Here is a 14,392-nt window from a genome sequence, read left to right as displayed (position 1 = left end):
AGCGACGTCTGCACCGGCCGCTGTTTTTTCACCGCGCTCCGTCGGGGTCCGGAGGCCTCCCCGAAAAGCGAGGCCCCTCGCCTCCCAAGCGCGGCAAGACGGAAAAGACCGGTTCTGTCTGGGCTGCCCGCCTACGCGGCCGGCGCCAGCCAGGTCACTGCCGCCGAGAACGTGACAAACGCCAGCGCGGTGCTGACCAGGATGATGCGCGCCACGCGCCCGCCATGGGCACCAAAACGTTCGGTCAGCAGCGACACATTGCTGGCACTGGGCAGGGCCGACACCAGCACCAGCGCCACCATGGCCTCGGTCGACAGCGGCAGGCCCAGCGCCACGGCCGCCTGGCAGGCGGACCACACCAGCAGCGGGTGCACCAGCAGCTTGACCAGTGCAATCGGCACATAGTCGCGCGGGGCCAGCTGTTCGTGCAGGTTCATCTGCGAACGCGCCAGGACCGCCCCGATGGTGAACAGCGCCACCGGCGAGGCAGCGCCCGCCAGCATGGCCACGGTTTTGTCTATGGGTCCGGGCAGCTCGAACGCCAGGGCCGATGCCACGGCCCCCAGCGCAATCGACCAGGGCATGGGGTTGGACAGCATGCCCCTGAGTGCCTTGCGCAGCGCCTGCACGGCCCCGCCCTCCCCCTCGCCCAGCCGCGACAGTGCAATGCACAGCGAGGTGGTGATCACCATGTCCAGCGCCATGGTCAGTATCACCGGACCGGCGCTGCCCTCGCCCAGCAGTGCCACCAGCAGCGGCACGCCCATGAAGCCGGAATTGGGAAAAGCGGCCACCAGCGCGCCAAAGGCGGCGTCGTTCCAGCCCCAGCGCCGCAGCGTCAGCGCCAGGGTGGCGGCCACCAGCGCCAGCCCGCACAGCAGGTACACCCCGGCCACCACCGGATCCAGCAGCTGGGCAATCGGGGTTTGCGCCCCGAAGCGGTAAAGCATGCATGGCAGGGCAAAGAACAGCACAAAGGTGTTCAGGCCCGAAATGGCCGACAGCGGCAGCACACCGCCCCGCGTAGCGATATAGCCACACAGCACCAGCGCGAAGAAGGGAAAGGTAACGATCAGAACGGACAGCACAGGCCAGGATTGTCGCTGCACCGCAGCACGATGCAGCCCCGGAAAAATCCGGTGTCCCGCAAAGCACAAGGCCGTGGCCGGGTGCCGCGGGCGCTGCGGCGGTGTCCGGACAGGCCGCCCGGCGGGCGGCAAGCGCCTTGTCCACCGATCGCCCGCCATGGTGAAAACCTTGCACAAGATATCTGTTGGCACAGCAGGCGCAGCGTCCGCAGCAGGCCCTCATGCTCTGGCCCCAGGAACGCCTGCCCCGCGGCTAGCGCCTTCCCCGGCACTGCATGCATTTACAGACGAATACCTTGATTAACACTGATCTGCAGAAGAAATCCGGAAAGCCGCGCCATGCTCTCGCACCCAACTCCGTATCATTTGCGTCCAACCACCTTTAATGATTCCGCCCGCCGAGGCGACGTCGTTCTGCATTCATGTCCGCTGGTCTGAACCTGGCCCAACTCCAAGCCGTCCACTACACCGAAGGGCCCTGCCTTGTGCTGGCTGGTGCCGGCTCGGGCAAAACACGGGTGATCACGCACAAGATTGCCAAGCTGATCGAGAACGGCATGGCCCCGCGGCGCATTGCGGCCATCACCTTCACCAACAAGGCCGCGGCCGAAATGCGCGAGCGCGCGGCCGGACTGATCGGCCGCCAGGCCAAGGATGTGCTGGTCTGCACCTTCCACGCCCTCGGGGTGCGCATGGTGCGCGAAGACGGCCATGCACTGGGGCTCAAGCCCAGCTTCAGCATCCTGGATGCCGACGATGTGACCGGCATCCTCAAGGACTGCGCCGGCGGCACCACCGACGTGGCCACCGCCCGCCAGTGGCAATGGACCATCAGCAACTGGAAGAACGCCGGCTGGGACAGCCGCAAGGCCCTGGCCCTGGCCCAGGACGACCACCAGCGCAGCATCGCCCTGATCATGCAGCGCTACGAAGAGCGCCTGACCGCCTACCAGAGCGTGGACTTTGACGACCTGATCGGCATGCCCATGCGCCTGCTGCGCGGCCACCCCGAGGTGCGCGAGAAATGGCAGCGCATCCTGGGCCATGTGCTGGTCGACGAGTACCAGGACACCAATGCCACGCAGTACGAGCTGCTGAAGATGCTGGTGGGCGAGCGCGCGCATTTCACGGCCGTGGGGGACGACGACCAGTCCATTTACGGCTGGCGCGGCGCCACGCTGGACAACTTGAAGAAGCTGCCCATCGACTACCCCCACCTCAAGCTCATCAAGCTGGAGCAGAACTACCGCTCCACCTCGGCCATTCTGCGTGCCGCCAACAATGTGATCGGCCCCAACCCCAAGCTGTTTCCCAAGACCCTGTTCTCGGAACTGGGCGAGGGCGAGCCGGTGCGCGTGGTCGACTGCGACACCGAAGAACATGAGGCCGAACGCGCCGTGGCCCGCATCCAGAGCCTGCGCGCGGGCGTCAACCCGCAGCCGGCGTGGAAGGATTTCGCCATCCTCTACCGCGCCAACCACCAGGCCAAGCCGTTTGAAAAGGCGCTGCGCAAGGCCAACATCCCGTACAAGGTCTCGGGCGGCACCAGCTTCTTCGACCGGGCCGAAATCAAGGACCTGTGCGCCTGGTTCCGGCTGTGGATCAACAACGACGATGACCCGGCCTTCCTGCGCGCCATCACCACCCCGCGCCGCGGCATCGGCCACACCACGCTGGGCAAGCTGGGCGAATTCTCCGGCCAGCACAAGCTGTCGATGTTCGGCGCACTGTTCAGCCACATGCTCGAAGCCGTGGTACCGAAGAAGGCGCACGAAAGCCTGCTCGAGTTCGGCCGCTACCTCAATGACCTGGAATACCGGGCCCGCCACACGCTGGGCGCCGAGGCCAGCCGGACCTTCATGCTCGACTGGCTCAAGGAGATCGGCTACGAGCAGCACCTGTACGACAGCGAGGACAGCGAGTCCGTGGCCGCTGCCCGCTGGAGCAATGTGCTGGAGTTCTGTGACTGGATGAGCCAGCGCGCTGGCGGCCAGATCGAAGACGCGGCCGGCACCACCACCCAGACCGAAGTCAAGAGCCTGCTGGAAGTGGCCCAGAACATTGCCCTGCTCTCCACCATCAGCGAGCGCGAGAAGGAACAGGACATGGTGGTCCTGTCGACGCTGCACGCCTCCAAGGGCCTGGAATGGCCGCATGTGGTGCTGGTCGGCGTGACCGAAGGCATGCTGCCCTTCAAGCTGGACGACGACAACGGCAAGCAGGAAAAGGTGAGCGACGACATTGCCGCCCGCCTGCAGGAAGAGCGTCGCCTGATGTACGTGGGCATCACCCGCGCCCAGCGCACGCTGGCCGTCAGCTGGACCAAGCGCCGCAAGAAGGGCCGCGACATGGTGCAGTGCCAGCCCAGCCGTTTCATCAAGGAAATGAACCTGGACGCGGCCACCGCCAAGGAAGACCCGCGCGAAAAACTGCGCAAGCTGCGCGCGGAATTTGCCGCGCGCTCCACCGTGCAGCAACCGGCGCCATGACACCGCCCTGTGAACCCATGCCCCTGATTCCGTTTGTACCCCCGCGCCTGCGCACCCTTGCCCTCATCGCTGCCGGTGCGCTGGCCTCCGTCGTACAGGCCCAGAACAGTGCCTCCGATGCAGCCGGCTGCCTGGACGCCTGGGACATGGGCGCGGCGCAGCTGCAAGGCGAATGGACGGCCACCGTGGCCGCCCAGCCCGATGCCGCCCTGCTGCAACTGGGCCCCCACCCCGAGTGGAAAGGCACGGTCAAAGGCACGGTCGAGCGCGCCGGCACCCGCCATGCCATGGTGGGCGATGTGAACCGTGGCGCCGTGACGCTGGAGGAATCGGCCAACGGCATCAACATCAGCGGCACCTGGCTGGGCGAGGTGAGTGACGACAGCTGTGCCCGCGAGATCCGCGGTGATTACCAAGCCGGCGATGACGCCCCGACCCAGCCTTTTGTGCTGCGCAAGCGCTCGCCCTGAACCCTGGAATTTTCTGACCATGCAGGCAACCCCACTCACTCTCACCCGCGCGCTGCCAGGCGCCACGGCCCTGGCCACGCTGGCCATCTGCGGGGCCTGGGGCCTGCCCGCTCCTGCCCAGGCCGCAGAGCCGCTGACCGGCGATGCCTGGCGCCAATGCGCTGCCACCACCGACAACCAGGCCCGTCTGGCCTGCTTTGACGGCTGGGCGCAGCAGCAGCAACCGCTGACTCCGCCCCCCGCCACCATGTTCCATGCCCCGGCGGCCAGTGCCCAGGAGCAGGCGGCTGCGCCACAGCAGGGTGTCCAGCAGACCGTGCAGCAGGCCGCCCAGGAACCGATGGTGGTGGCCGATGTCTCCGGCCAGGGCCTGCAGCCCACCAACGGCGGCTGCCGCGATCCACGCTACAGCGAAATGTCGCGCTTCTTCGAGCTGGAACCCGGCTCGGACTGCGGCACATTCAGCTTCCGTGGCTACCGGCCCATGTCGGTGTCGCTGACCACAGCCGACCATGTGAACGAGCAGCCCAGTTCGCCCGGCAAGGCCGCCTCGACCGAGCAGCCGTACAAGACCCAGGAAATGCGCATCCAGCTGTCGGCCCGCACCAAGATCGCCTCGGGCCTGCTGACCGACTCCAGCACGGGCCGCAAGGACTCGCTGTGGGTGGGCTACACCCAGCAGTCCTACTGGCAGGTGTTCAACGGCGACATCTCACGCCCGTTCCGCACCACCGACCACGAGCCGGAAATCTTCTACGTCTACCCCACCGACGCCCAGCTGCCGTTCGGCTGGCGCTGGCGCTACAGCGGCGTGGGCCTGGTGCACCAGTCCAATGGCCAGAGCGAGCCGCTGTCGCGCAGCTGGAACCGCTGGTACCTGATGACCGGCGCCGAGCTGGGCAAACGCTGGCAGGTGAATGCCCGCCTGTGGAAACGCATCCCCGAAGGCTCGGGCGACGACGACAACCCGGGCATCCAGAATTACATCGGCCGGGGCGAAGTCAAGCTGGGCTGGAATATCAACGACCAGAACTACCTGGGCGTGACCGCGCGCGGTTCGCTGGGCAAGGGCAAGGGGTCCGGCCGCGTCGAATGGCTGCGGACCCTGGGCGAAGGCTGGAATGGCGGCAAGAGCAATCTGCGCCTGCATGTGCAGCTGTTCAGCGGCTATGGCGACAGCCTGATCGACTACAACTACAAACGGACCGTGTTCAGCGTGGGCCTGAGCCTGCTGGATTTCTGAGCAACCACTTAGGCCAGGACGCTGGGCTACCGCCGGTCCTGGCCTTCGTACAGAATCACAGACTGTTTCCGATTTCTCTGGGCGAACGTTCTTGCACGGCAGCAGATCTGCCCCTCAGAATGCGCCACATGCACAAGTGCAATGCACTGGGCATATTCGATTAAAGGCATCAATCCCTGTTTCATCGCAGGTTCTGCTGCCGGTGTTTCGCTGACAATGCGCTTCCCAGAGGACCACAATGGATCTGCAATATCAGCTCAAGGCAGGCAACTACTACCTGTATGACATGCGCGAAAAACCCAGCGCAGTCACAGGTGAGCGCCGCTTCAAGCTGAAAACCGCAGATGTGGCCATTGCCTTTGACATGCACACCGGCGAGGTGCACCAGCACGGCAACCCGCTGCGCATCCATTCCTGGGCCCTGACCATGCGGCGGCGCCTGCGCTCGGCAGGTCTCTGGGACGAAGCCGACGATATCATCGTGATCTCCGGCCCCCTGCCGGTGGACGAAATCAACAAATGCCTGTGGATACGCGGCTACTGCCGCCGCATGTTCCAGCGCCTGGCCACCCTGCCCCATGGCAAGCTGCAATCCAGCTGCCAGGGTGCCAACCCTTTCCGGCGCCAGGCGGCCTGAGGCCCACCCTCTGAAAAACCAAACGGGACCGCGGTCCCGTTCTTTCTGGCCGGGCGGCTGCCCGGTCCGGCCGCTTACAGGCCGGCCTGGATGGACAGCGGCGTCACCCCGTCGGCCATGACCTGGGCACCTTCTTCACCCAGCACGTCCCGCGCCTCATCCACGCGCGGCTTCACCACGGTGACCGGCATCGGGCTGTGCTTGAGCACGTACTGCGACACGGAGCCCATCAGCGCCCCGCGCAAGGCCCCCATGCCCCGCGCACCGATCACGATCTGGTCGCACTGCAGGCGTTCGGCCATGTCCACCAGCGTGGGAGCCGGTTCGCCCAGCGCCACTTCCACTTCGTGGGGCACATCCGCCAGCTGCAACTCCACCACCGCCGGCGCGGCCAGATGGGCACCGGCTTCCATGGCCGCATTGGCAATCGCATCCCCATCCTGGGTGGCCAGCTCCAGGAACGAAGCCTCTTCCTGCACCTGGGCCAGCACCACCGTGGCGCGCAAACCGCTGCGCGCCAGCGCCACCGTATGGCGTACGGCTTCCAGCGCATAAGGGGAGCCGTCCACAGCCACCAATATTCTTGTCATTGCACTACCTCCTTGTCGATCGATTGACCACTTGTCCCCACTATAGACACCCTGCAGATTCCGGCACAACCCATGCCAGAGCAAACACCGGTGTCATCCATCTGGGACAATGCGCGCCATCATGCTGCAGTTTGACCTTCTCAAGACCGATCCGACCAGCCACGCACGCCGTGGCACCGTGACCCTGAACCACGGCAAGGTCCAGACCCCCATCTTCATGCCCGTGGGCACCTATGGCACCGTCAAGGGCGTGATGCCGCGCAGCCTGGAAGAAATGGGCGCGCAGATCATCCTGGGCAACACCTTCCACCTGTGGATGCGCCCGGGCCTGGACATCATGAAGTCCTTCGGCGGTCTGCATGGCTTCGAGAAGTGGGACAAGCCCATCCTGACCGACTCGGGCGGTTTCCAGGTCTGGTCGCTGGGCTCCATGCGCAAGATCACCGAAGAGGGCGTGCACTTCCAGAGCCCCGTCAACGGCGACAAGCTCTTCATGTCGCCCGAAGTCAGCATGCAGATCCAGACGATCCTGAATTCGGACATCGTCATGCAGCTGGACGAATGCACGCCGTACGAGACCAACGGCAAGAAGACCACCGAGGCCGAAGCGCGCAAGTCCATGGAGATGAGCCGCCGCTGGGCCCTGCGCTCCAAGCAGGAGTTCGAGCGCCTGGGCAACCCCAACGCCCTGTTCGGCATCGTGCAGGGCGGCATGTACACCAATCTGCGCGAGGAATCGCTGCAGGCGCTGGTCGAGATGGACTTCCCCGGTTACGCCGTGGGCGGCGTCTCCGTGGGCGAGCCCAAGGACGAGATGCTGGAGATCATGGCCCACACCCCCCACCTGCTGCCGGCCCACAAGCCGCGCTACCTGATGGGCGTGGGCACGCCGGAAGACCTGGTACAGGGCGTGGCCGATGGCGTGGACATGTTCGACTGCGTGATGCCCACGCGCAATGCGCGCAACGGCACCATCTTCACGCGCTATGGCGACCTGAAGCTGCGCAACGCCCGCCACAAGGTGGACCACCAGCCCATCGACACCACCTGCACCTGCCATGCCTGCGCAGGCACCAGCGGCGTGAGCTGGGATGACGGCGGCCGCGACGGCTTCAGCCGCGCCTATCTGCACCACCTGGACCGCTGCGGCGAAATGCTCGGCCCGATGCTGACCACCATCCACAACCTGCACTACTACCTGAACCTGATGCAGGAAGTGCGCGACGCGCTGGACGCCGGCACCTTCGCCGCATTCCGCCAGAAGTTCGCCCAGGACCGCAGCCGCGGCGTCTGACCCTGGGGACTCTTTCCCAGTGGAAAAGCATGGCGCGCGCCACACGCGCCATGCCGCAGCCGCGTCCGGGCAACCGGACCGGCGGGCCGCCAACCAGGTGGTCGGTGATCAGGTGCTGGACGGCGGCGCGCTGTGGCCCGGCCCTGCCATCCCGAGTGGTACGCCCAGCGCCGAAGGCGTTTCCTTCGCCGGCGTGCCACAGGCATGGCAGTAGCGGCTGAAAGCGCTCTTGCGGGTGTTGCAGTGGCCGCAGTGGTCAAACAGGCCGATGCCGCAGTGGGGGCAGAAGTCGATCTCGGTGTTCTTCAGGTCCACCGGCCGCTCGCAGCCCGGGCACACGCTTTTGGCCAGCCGGCCCAGCGCCACGTCATAGCCCAGCTCCACGCGGCGCTGCACTTCGGGCAGTGCCTCCTGGAGCTTCTGCTTTTCCAGGTAGCGGTTCAACGCCAGGATGGCATAGCGCCCCAGCAGCACCGTGACCACAATGCCCACGATGTAGCGCACATAGCCGCCGTAGTCGGGCAGGTAGGGCACCAGCTCCACAAAGAAGGCAAACAGCGCAAAGAAGATGAAGCCCCAGACAAAGGGCCACCAGGTGCTCTTGCGTTGCCTGGCGAACAACCAGCCGGCCGCCACCAGCAAGGGCAAGGTGATGGCCAGGCGGTACAGGAACACGCGCAGCTCCACCTCCCGCTGCCGGGCCAGCCAGTCCGGATAGGCGGCATCGCGCAGCTCCCGCCATTCGTTGTCTGCGGCGGACACGTTCTGCGAAGCTGCCAGGCTGGTCTGCTCCACCTGCTCCAGCAACTGGCGGGCCTGGTTTTCCGCCTGCTTGATCTTGTCGAGCGCCTGGGTACGGGCAATCAGCTCGCTGTCCTGCTCCGGGCGCTCGGTCGCGCGTCGCGTGGCCACCCAGTTGTCGAAGGATTCGCGGGCCGACTGATAGCGGGCCTTCTCGGCGTCGTATTTCAGCCGCGCCGTGTCGCGCGCCTTGTCCGCCTGGCGCTCCACCGCCTGGGCCTGACGCAACGCGGCCCGCACCCGCTCGGCATCGGCCGCGGGAATGAAGTCTTCCACCTCCTGCACACGCTCCGCCTGCGGCAGATTGCCCACCACCAGCCCGCCCAGGCCGATCAGAAACGAGGCAAACACCACCGCCACCAGCCACAGGCCGCGGCGGAACCATTTCTCGGGCAACCGCAAAGACTTGCTCATGGAAACTCCTGATTCAATAGCTGCTTGTGCGCGCTGCAGCGGCGCGAAACACCAGTTTAATCACCACTCTACTGCACCACACGCGGCGCACCTGCCAGTTGGGCACGCTGCAGCCACTGGGTGACGGAATCCACCGTCACGGTCTGGATGCGGCTGGTGAAGCGCTGGTCGTTCGGGTGGTCGTCAAAAGCGATGTTCGCCGCCGACATGCGCCCGCCCAGGCGCGTCCAGGAGCGGATGGTCAACGTACTGGGTTCGTAGCCCTTGAACTTCAGCCAGGCCTGGGCCTGGCTGCGCTGCTGCACGGTGGCCGGCTCCATCGCGGCGGCCAGGCTTTCGATGGCCCATTGGTTGGACTGCTGGTACTTCTGCCCCCAGGCGTAGCTGACCATGCTGTAGGGCTGGTGCTGCATGCGCAGCACGGTCTGCGGTGCGGTCAGGTAGCTCCACAGCGCCTGCTGGACGGCCGGGGTGGGCACCTGCACGGCGGCCACATAGCGCCACAGATCGTCCAGAAAGAACTCGCCCAGTCCCTGGCGGTAGACCCAGCCATCGGCAGTGCCGCAGATATTGAGCTTGTGCGCCACTCGCCACGGCCCTTCCGGCGTGCGGTAGGCCCAGCCGAAGTGGGAGTACTGCAGCTGGTAGCTGGACAGGTCCTGGCCCGCCCGGGCCAGCAGCAGCACCTTGCTGCCGTTCTTCTGGTACTCCGCTTCCAGCACCTGCGCCGTGCGCTGCGCCAGGTTCAGGCCCTGCGTCAGGGTCTCCACGTTCAGCGGCTTGGCGTCGCAGTTGCGGCCGGCATGGGCGTTGCCCGCCAGGGTGGCCAGCGCCAGGCACAGCAGGCTGGCCAGGCGGGGAAGGGAACAGTGCAGTGGATGCATGGCAGAAACTCCGGCTCGGTCGATGGCTGGCTTACAGACGCTCGTTGTGCAGCAGCGCCTTGCCCACCGCGTTGGGGATGAAGGCCAGCACCTTGCCGGCGGCCGACAACACCACGCCCGCACCAATGGCGCTGCTCTGGATCACCGTGCCCACGCCCACCGAGGCAGCCCCCACCGCATTGCCCGACACCTCCAGCACCGCCGAGGCGCCGGTGGCCACGTTCTTGACCACGTAGACAACGCCATGGGCCGATGCCTCCACCCCTTCCACCAGCAGCGAGGCACCGACGCCGGACACCAGCAGCGGCGCAGCCAGCACGTCTTCGGACGCGCCGCCTTGGGACGCCACGGCCACCATCGACGCCAGCGGCAGGGCCGACAGCACCAGCGAGGTATCGCTTTGGGCATGGGCGGCACCCGCGCCACCCCACAGTGCGCCGGCCATGCCCAGTGCACACAGGCTGTGGCGCAGGCTGCGGCCCCAGGCGGCAGTGATACGGCGGGTGAAAGCGGTAGGGATGTGCACGAAAGTCTCCTTGAAAGTGATCTGCATGCAACGGCTGCTGCAGTGCGGCGAATCATCGCCAGACCGCGCCTGCGGCACGCCATATTTGTGCCACCAGCACACGGCACGCTTCTTTGGGTACTTTATGGCGATACTTTCAGCAACGCTTCTGCGGCACAGCGCCGCTTCGGAATACCTAAAATCCGCTTTTGCATCGCTTAAGCTGTCTGCCATGTCTCCGTCAAGCCCCTGCATTTCCTTGTCTGTGCGACTGCGCTGGCTGCATGGCAGCAGGCGCATGCCGTCCTGGGCGCCGATGGTACTGGCACTGGGCCTGGGGATGGCCGCCCACAGCCGGGCGCAGACCGCACCACCGGTGGTGCCCGCGTTCTCGGCCATGGCCGCCGGCGCGGTGCCGGCACCCTGGCATTTCGCCAGCCTGCCGCGCAAGAAGCCCACGGAATTCAGCGTGGCACCGCTGGACGGCCAGCAGGTGCTGCGGGTGCACACCCAGGATGCCTATGGCAATCTGGTGCTGGCGATCGGCAGCCCGGGCAGCTCCGCCCGCCAACTGCACTGGCGCTGGCGCGTCGACCAGCCGGTGCAGGGCGCCGACCTGCGCCAGCGCGCCGGGGACGATGCGGCACTCAAGCTGTGCGTGTCTTTTGATTTCGATGCGCGGCAGCTGAGCTGGAGCGAGCGCACCAAGCTGCACCTGGGCCAGATCGCCACCGGCGAACCCATCCCGACCGAGACCCTGTGCTACGTCTGGGATGGGACATCGCCAGCAGGCAGCGTGCTGCACAGCCCCTTCACCCACCGTTTGCGCTACCTGGTGCTGCACGGCAGCAATGCGCCCCTGGGACGCTGGCAGGAAGAAAAGCGGGACCTGGCGGCCGATTACGCCCGCGCCTTCGGGGACGAATCGCCCCAGGGTATGCCGGCGCTGACGGCGATCACCGTCTCCGCCGACGCCGACAACACCCACGGCGAAGGGCTGGCCTACCTGGGCGACATCCATTTGCTGCCGTAAGCGCCGCGCAGCCGCTGCCCTCAGCGTGCCAGCAGCGCTGCCACCCGGGTGCGCAGGCCTTCGGGCGTGACCTGCGCGGCCGGCACGGCGTCCCCCACCTCCAGGCCCACCGCATTAAACAGGCCCCGGCGCAGCGGCTGCACCATGGCCACGTTCCTGCCGCCACGCACTTCGATGCGGCTGAAGTAGGAGCCCCACAGATTGGTCAGCGCCATGGGCACCACGGACACCTCCAGGCCATCGGCCCGGGCCTGTTCCAGGATTTTCAGGATGCCGGGCTTGAAGGGCTGCAGCTGGCCATCGGCAGTGATGCCCCCTTCCGGGAAGATGGCCAGCAGATCGCCTTCGCGCAGCACCTGGGCCGCGCGGGCGAACGCGGCCTCGTAGGTGGCCGGATCCTCCTTTTGCGGCGCAATCGGAATGGTCTTGGCCAGCTTGAACAGCCAGCCCAGCACCGGCGTCTGGAAGATGCGGTGGTCCATGACAAAGTGGATGGGGCGCGGGCTGGCCGCCATCATCAAAATGGCATCGACAAAGCTCACGTGGTTGCACACCAGCACCGCCGCGCCGTGGGCCGGGATATGGTCCGCGCCGCGCACCCGGAAGCGGTAGACAAAGTGCGTGATGACCCAGGCGACAAAGCGCAGCAGGTACTCCGGCACCAGCAGGAACACGTAGAACGCCACCAGCGCGTTCGCAATGCCGGTGAGCAGGAAAACCTGGGGAATGCTGGCCCCGGCTGCCAGCAAGGCCCCGGCCAGCACGCTGGAGGCAATCATGAACAGCGCGTTGAGGATGTTGTTGGCCGCGATGATGCGGGCGCGGTGCGTGGGCTGGCTGCGCATCTGGATCAGGGCGTACATGGGCACGCTGTAGATGCCGGCCGACAGCGCCAGCATGCCCAGATCCCACATTACGCGCCAGTGCACGCTCTGCGCAAAGAAGGTACCCACGCCCATCAGGTCGGACGGCGGCAGGGCGTGCGCGGCAAAGTACAGATCGATGGCGAACACGCTCATGCCGATGGCGCCCAGCGGCACCAGGCCGATTTCCACCTGCCGGCGGCTGAACACCTCGCACAGCAGCGCGCCAACGCCGATGCCGATGGAGAAGATCACCAGCAACAGCGATGCCACATGTTCGTCGCCGTGCAGCACTTCCTTGGCAAAACTGGGGAACTGGGCCAGGAACACGGCGCCGAAAAACCACATCCAGCTGATGCCCAGCAACGAACGGAACACCACCGGCTGCTGGCGTGCCAGTTGCAGATTGCGCCAGGTTTCGGTGAACGGGTTCCAGTTGATGACCAGGCCCGGATCGGTGGCCGGCGCATGCGGAATGAACTGGGCGCACAGCCGCCCGACCAGCGCCAGGGCCACGCAGACCACCGCCACCTGGGTGTGTCCCACCTCCGGCACAGCCACCAGCAGGCCGCCGGCCACATTGCCCAGCAGGATGGCGACAAAGGTGCCCATTTCCACCATGCCATTGCCGCCGGTCAGCTCGCGGTCGTTCAGCACCTGGGGCAGGTAGGCGAACTTGACGGGGCCGAACAGCGTGGAGTGCAGGCCCATCAGAAACACACAGCCCAGCAGCACCGGCACGTTGGCCGTGAAGAAGCCCCAGGCGGCGATGGCCATGATGGCGATCTCCAGGTTCTTCACCAGGCGGAACATGCGCGTCTTGTCCCATTTGTCGGTCAGCTGGCCCGAGGTCGCCGAAAACAGCAGGAACGGCAGGATGAACAGCGCACCGATCACCAGCCCCGCCATGGCGTGCGGCAACCAGCCCACGCTGAGCTGGTAGGTCACCATCACCGTGAAGGCGAACTTGAACAGGTTGTCGTTGGCCGCACCACAGAACTGCGTCCAGAAGAAGGGGGCAAAGCGCCGCTGGCCCAGCAAGGCAAACTGGTTGGGATGGGGTTCCGATGGCGCGTGGTGGTCATGGTCCGGCTGTTGCATCTCACCCTCTGTGGGACCTGTTCACAGGCCCGGTTTTGTACATGGATTCAAGTTCATGGGGCCTTGGCGGGCCCCTCTGCGCTGCATTATTTACGATAAAAATCATGGTGCTGCATCCACACCAGTGTCAGCGCAACGCCGCCGCAGGGCGCCGCATTTCGGCCGCGGCACCGGACCGTCACACCGGCGGTATCCATAATCGATACCAATGAGCACCACCATCGACCTGATCCACGCGCTGAAGAAAGAGCTGAAGGCTGCGCACATGACCTATGCCGACCTGGCGCGCCATCTCGACATGGCCGAATCCAGCGTCAAGCGCATGCTCTCCAAGGGCGATATGCCCCTGTCCCGCATCGATGCCATCTGCCGCGCGCTGGGGGTCGACTTTGCCGACCTGGCGCGGCGCGTGGCCGACAGCCAGCCGCTGCTGCAGGAGATGACGCCCGAGCAGGAAACCGCCGTGGTGGCCGATCGCAAGCTGCTGCTGATGGCCATCTGCGTGCTCAGCCAGTGGACGCTGGAGCAGATCACCGCCACCTACCGCATGACGGAGGCCGAAGGCATACGCTACCTGGCGCAGCTGGACCGCATCGGCATCATCGAGCTGCGCCCCGGCAACCGCTACCGCCTGCGCCTGGCCAAGACCTTCCGCTGGCGGGCACGCGGACCGGTGATGGAGTATTTCCGCGAGCATGCGGTGCTGGACTACTTTGGCGGCAGCTTCGACCAGCCGGGGGAGACCATGCTCATGGTGCATGGCAATATCTCGCGCGCCCTGGCGCCCAGTTTCGTGGACCGCATCCAGCGCCTGGCGCACGATTTTTCGCAACAGCATCTGCAGGACCAGCGCCTGCTGCCCGAACAGCGCGAGGGCTACACCCTGGTGCTGGGCATGCGCAGCTGGGAATTCACGGCCTTCACGGCCCTGCGCCGCTGAAAGGGCAGTTGCAAGGCAAACGCTGCGCCGCACTGTCCGT

At 66.0% G+C, this 14,392-nt stretch carries 13 protein-coding genes; 7 read left to right on the top strand and 6 right to left on the bottom strand.

Translation table 11 applies throughout. From position 1 onward, the window contains the following. Window positions 1-131: 131 nt before the first annotated feature. A complete protein-coding gene (locus CT3_RS01920; protein WP_066541674.1) occupies window positions 132-1,088 on the bottom strand; it encodes an AEC family transporter in 957 nt (318 codons plus the stop codon). A gap of 422 nt (window positions 1,089-1,510) precedes the next feature. On the opposite strand from CT3_RS01920, the gene CT3_RS01915 reads away from it, so the two are divergent. From CT3_RS01915 to CT3_RS01900, 4 genes are all read left to right on the top strand, one after another. Then, window positions 1,511-3,577, top strand: a complete 2,067-nt coding sequence (locus CT3_RS01915; protein ID WP_066541673.1) for an ATP-dependent helicase — start codon at window positions 1,511-1,513, stop codon at window positions 3,575-3,577. A gap of 17 nt (window positions 3,578-3,594) precedes the next feature. Beyond that, entirely contained in the window at window positions 3,595-4,047 is a 453-nt protein-coding gene (locus CT3_RS01910; protein WP_066541807.1) for a hypothetical protein, read from the top strand. A gap of 19 nt (window positions 4,048-4,066) precedes the next feature. Continuing rightward, window positions 4,067-5,290: a phospholipase A gene (locus CT3_RS01905; protein ID WP_083520650.1), complete on the top strand. Its 1,224-nt coding sequence runs from the start codon at window positions 4,067-4,069 to the stop codon at window positions 5,288-5,290. Between the two features lie 238 nt (window positions 5,291-5,528). Continuing rightward, the gene (locus CT3_RS01900) at window positions 5,529-5,927 is read left to right on the top strand and encodes a hypothetical protein (RefSeq protein ID WP_066541671.1); all 399 of its coding nucleotides are present in this window, start codon (window positions 5,529-5,531) and stop codon (window positions 5,925-5,927) included. 74 nt (window positions 5,928-6,001) lie between these two features. On the opposite strand, the gene CT3_RS01895 is transcribed toward CT3_RS01900, so the two are convergent. Continuing rightward, window positions 6,002-6,517: a universal stress protein gene (locus CT3_RS01895; RefSeq protein ID WP_066541670.1), complete on the bottom strand. Its 516-nt coding sequence runs from the start codon at window positions 6,515-6,517 to the stop codon at window positions 6,002-6,004. A gap of 121 nt (window positions 6,518-6,638) precedes the next feature. Here CT3_RS01895 and tgt point away from each other — a divergent pair, with 121 nt between their 5' ends. Then, window positions 6,639-7,811, top strand: a complete 1,173-nt coding sequence (gene tgt, locus CT3_RS01890) for a tRNA guanosine(34) transglycosylase Tgt (protein ID WP_066541800.1) — start codon at window positions 6,639-6,641, stop codon at window positions 7,809-7,811. Between the two features lie 108 nt (window positions 7,812-7,919). Here the strand turns inward: tgt and CT3_RS01885 are convergent, their stop codons facing one another. The 3 genes from CT3_RS01885 to CT3_RS01875 all read right to left on the bottom strand — a co-directional run bounded on the left by CT3_RS01885 (window position 7,920) and on the right by CT3_RS01875 (window position 10,355). Then, window positions 7,920-9,026 (bottom strand): zinc ribbon domain-containing protein, encoded by a 1,107-nt coding sequence (locus tag CT3_RS01885; protein WP_066541668.1) that lies wholly within the window; start codon window positions 9,024-9,026, stop codon window positions 7,920-7,922. A gap of 68 nt (window positions 9,027-9,094) precedes the next feature. Beyond that, the gene (locus CT3_RS01880) at window positions 9,095-9,910 is read right to left on the bottom strand and encodes a DUF2145 domain-containing protein (RefSeq protein ID WP_066541663.1); all 816 of its coding nucleotides are present in this window, start codon (window positions 9,908-9,910) and stop codon (window positions 9,095-9,097) included. Between the two features lie 31 nt (window positions 9,911-9,941). Continuing rightward, complete coding sequence (locus tag CT3_RS01875; protein WP_066541798.1) at window positions 9,942-10,355, bottom strand: hypothetical protein; 414 nt, start codon at window positions 10,353-10,355, stop codon at window positions 9,942-9,944. Between the two features lie 325 nt (window positions 10,356-10,680). Between CT3_RS01875 and CT3_RS01870 the strand changes: the two genes are divergently transcribed. Further along, complete coding sequence (locus tag CT3_RS01870; RefSeq protein ID WP_227657926.1) at window positions 10,681-11,448, top strand: DUF3047 domain-containing protein; 768 nt, start codon at window positions 10,681-10,683, stop codon at window positions 11,446-11,448. Between the two features lie 20 nt (window positions 11,449-11,468). Here the strand turns inward: CT3_RS01870 and CT3_RS01865 are convergent, their stop codons facing one another. After that, complete coding sequence (locus tag CT3_RS01865) at window positions 11,469-13,412, bottom strand: MFS transporter (protein WP_066541661.1); 1,944 nt, start codon at window positions 13,410-13,412, stop codon at window positions 11,469-11,471. Between the two features lie 208 nt (window positions 13,413-13,620). On the opposite strand from CT3_RS01865, the gene CT3_RS01860 reads away from it, so the two are divergent. Further along, a complete protein-coding gene (locus tag CT3_RS01860; RefSeq protein ID WP_066541659.1) occupies window positions 13,621-14,352 on the top strand; it encodes a helix-turn-helix domain-containing protein in 732 nt (243 codons plus the stop codon). Window positions 14,353-14,392: the final 40 nt, after the last annotated feature.

This window comes from Comamonas terrigena NBRC 13299, from assembly GCF_006740045.1.
Classification (GTDB): Bacteria; Pseudomonadota; Gammaproteobacteria; order Burkholderiales; family Burkholderiaceae_C; genus Comamonas; species Comamonas terrigena.
Note: the sequence above shows the minus strand (reverse complement) of the source record. Positions and strands in the feature narration are given on the sequence as shown.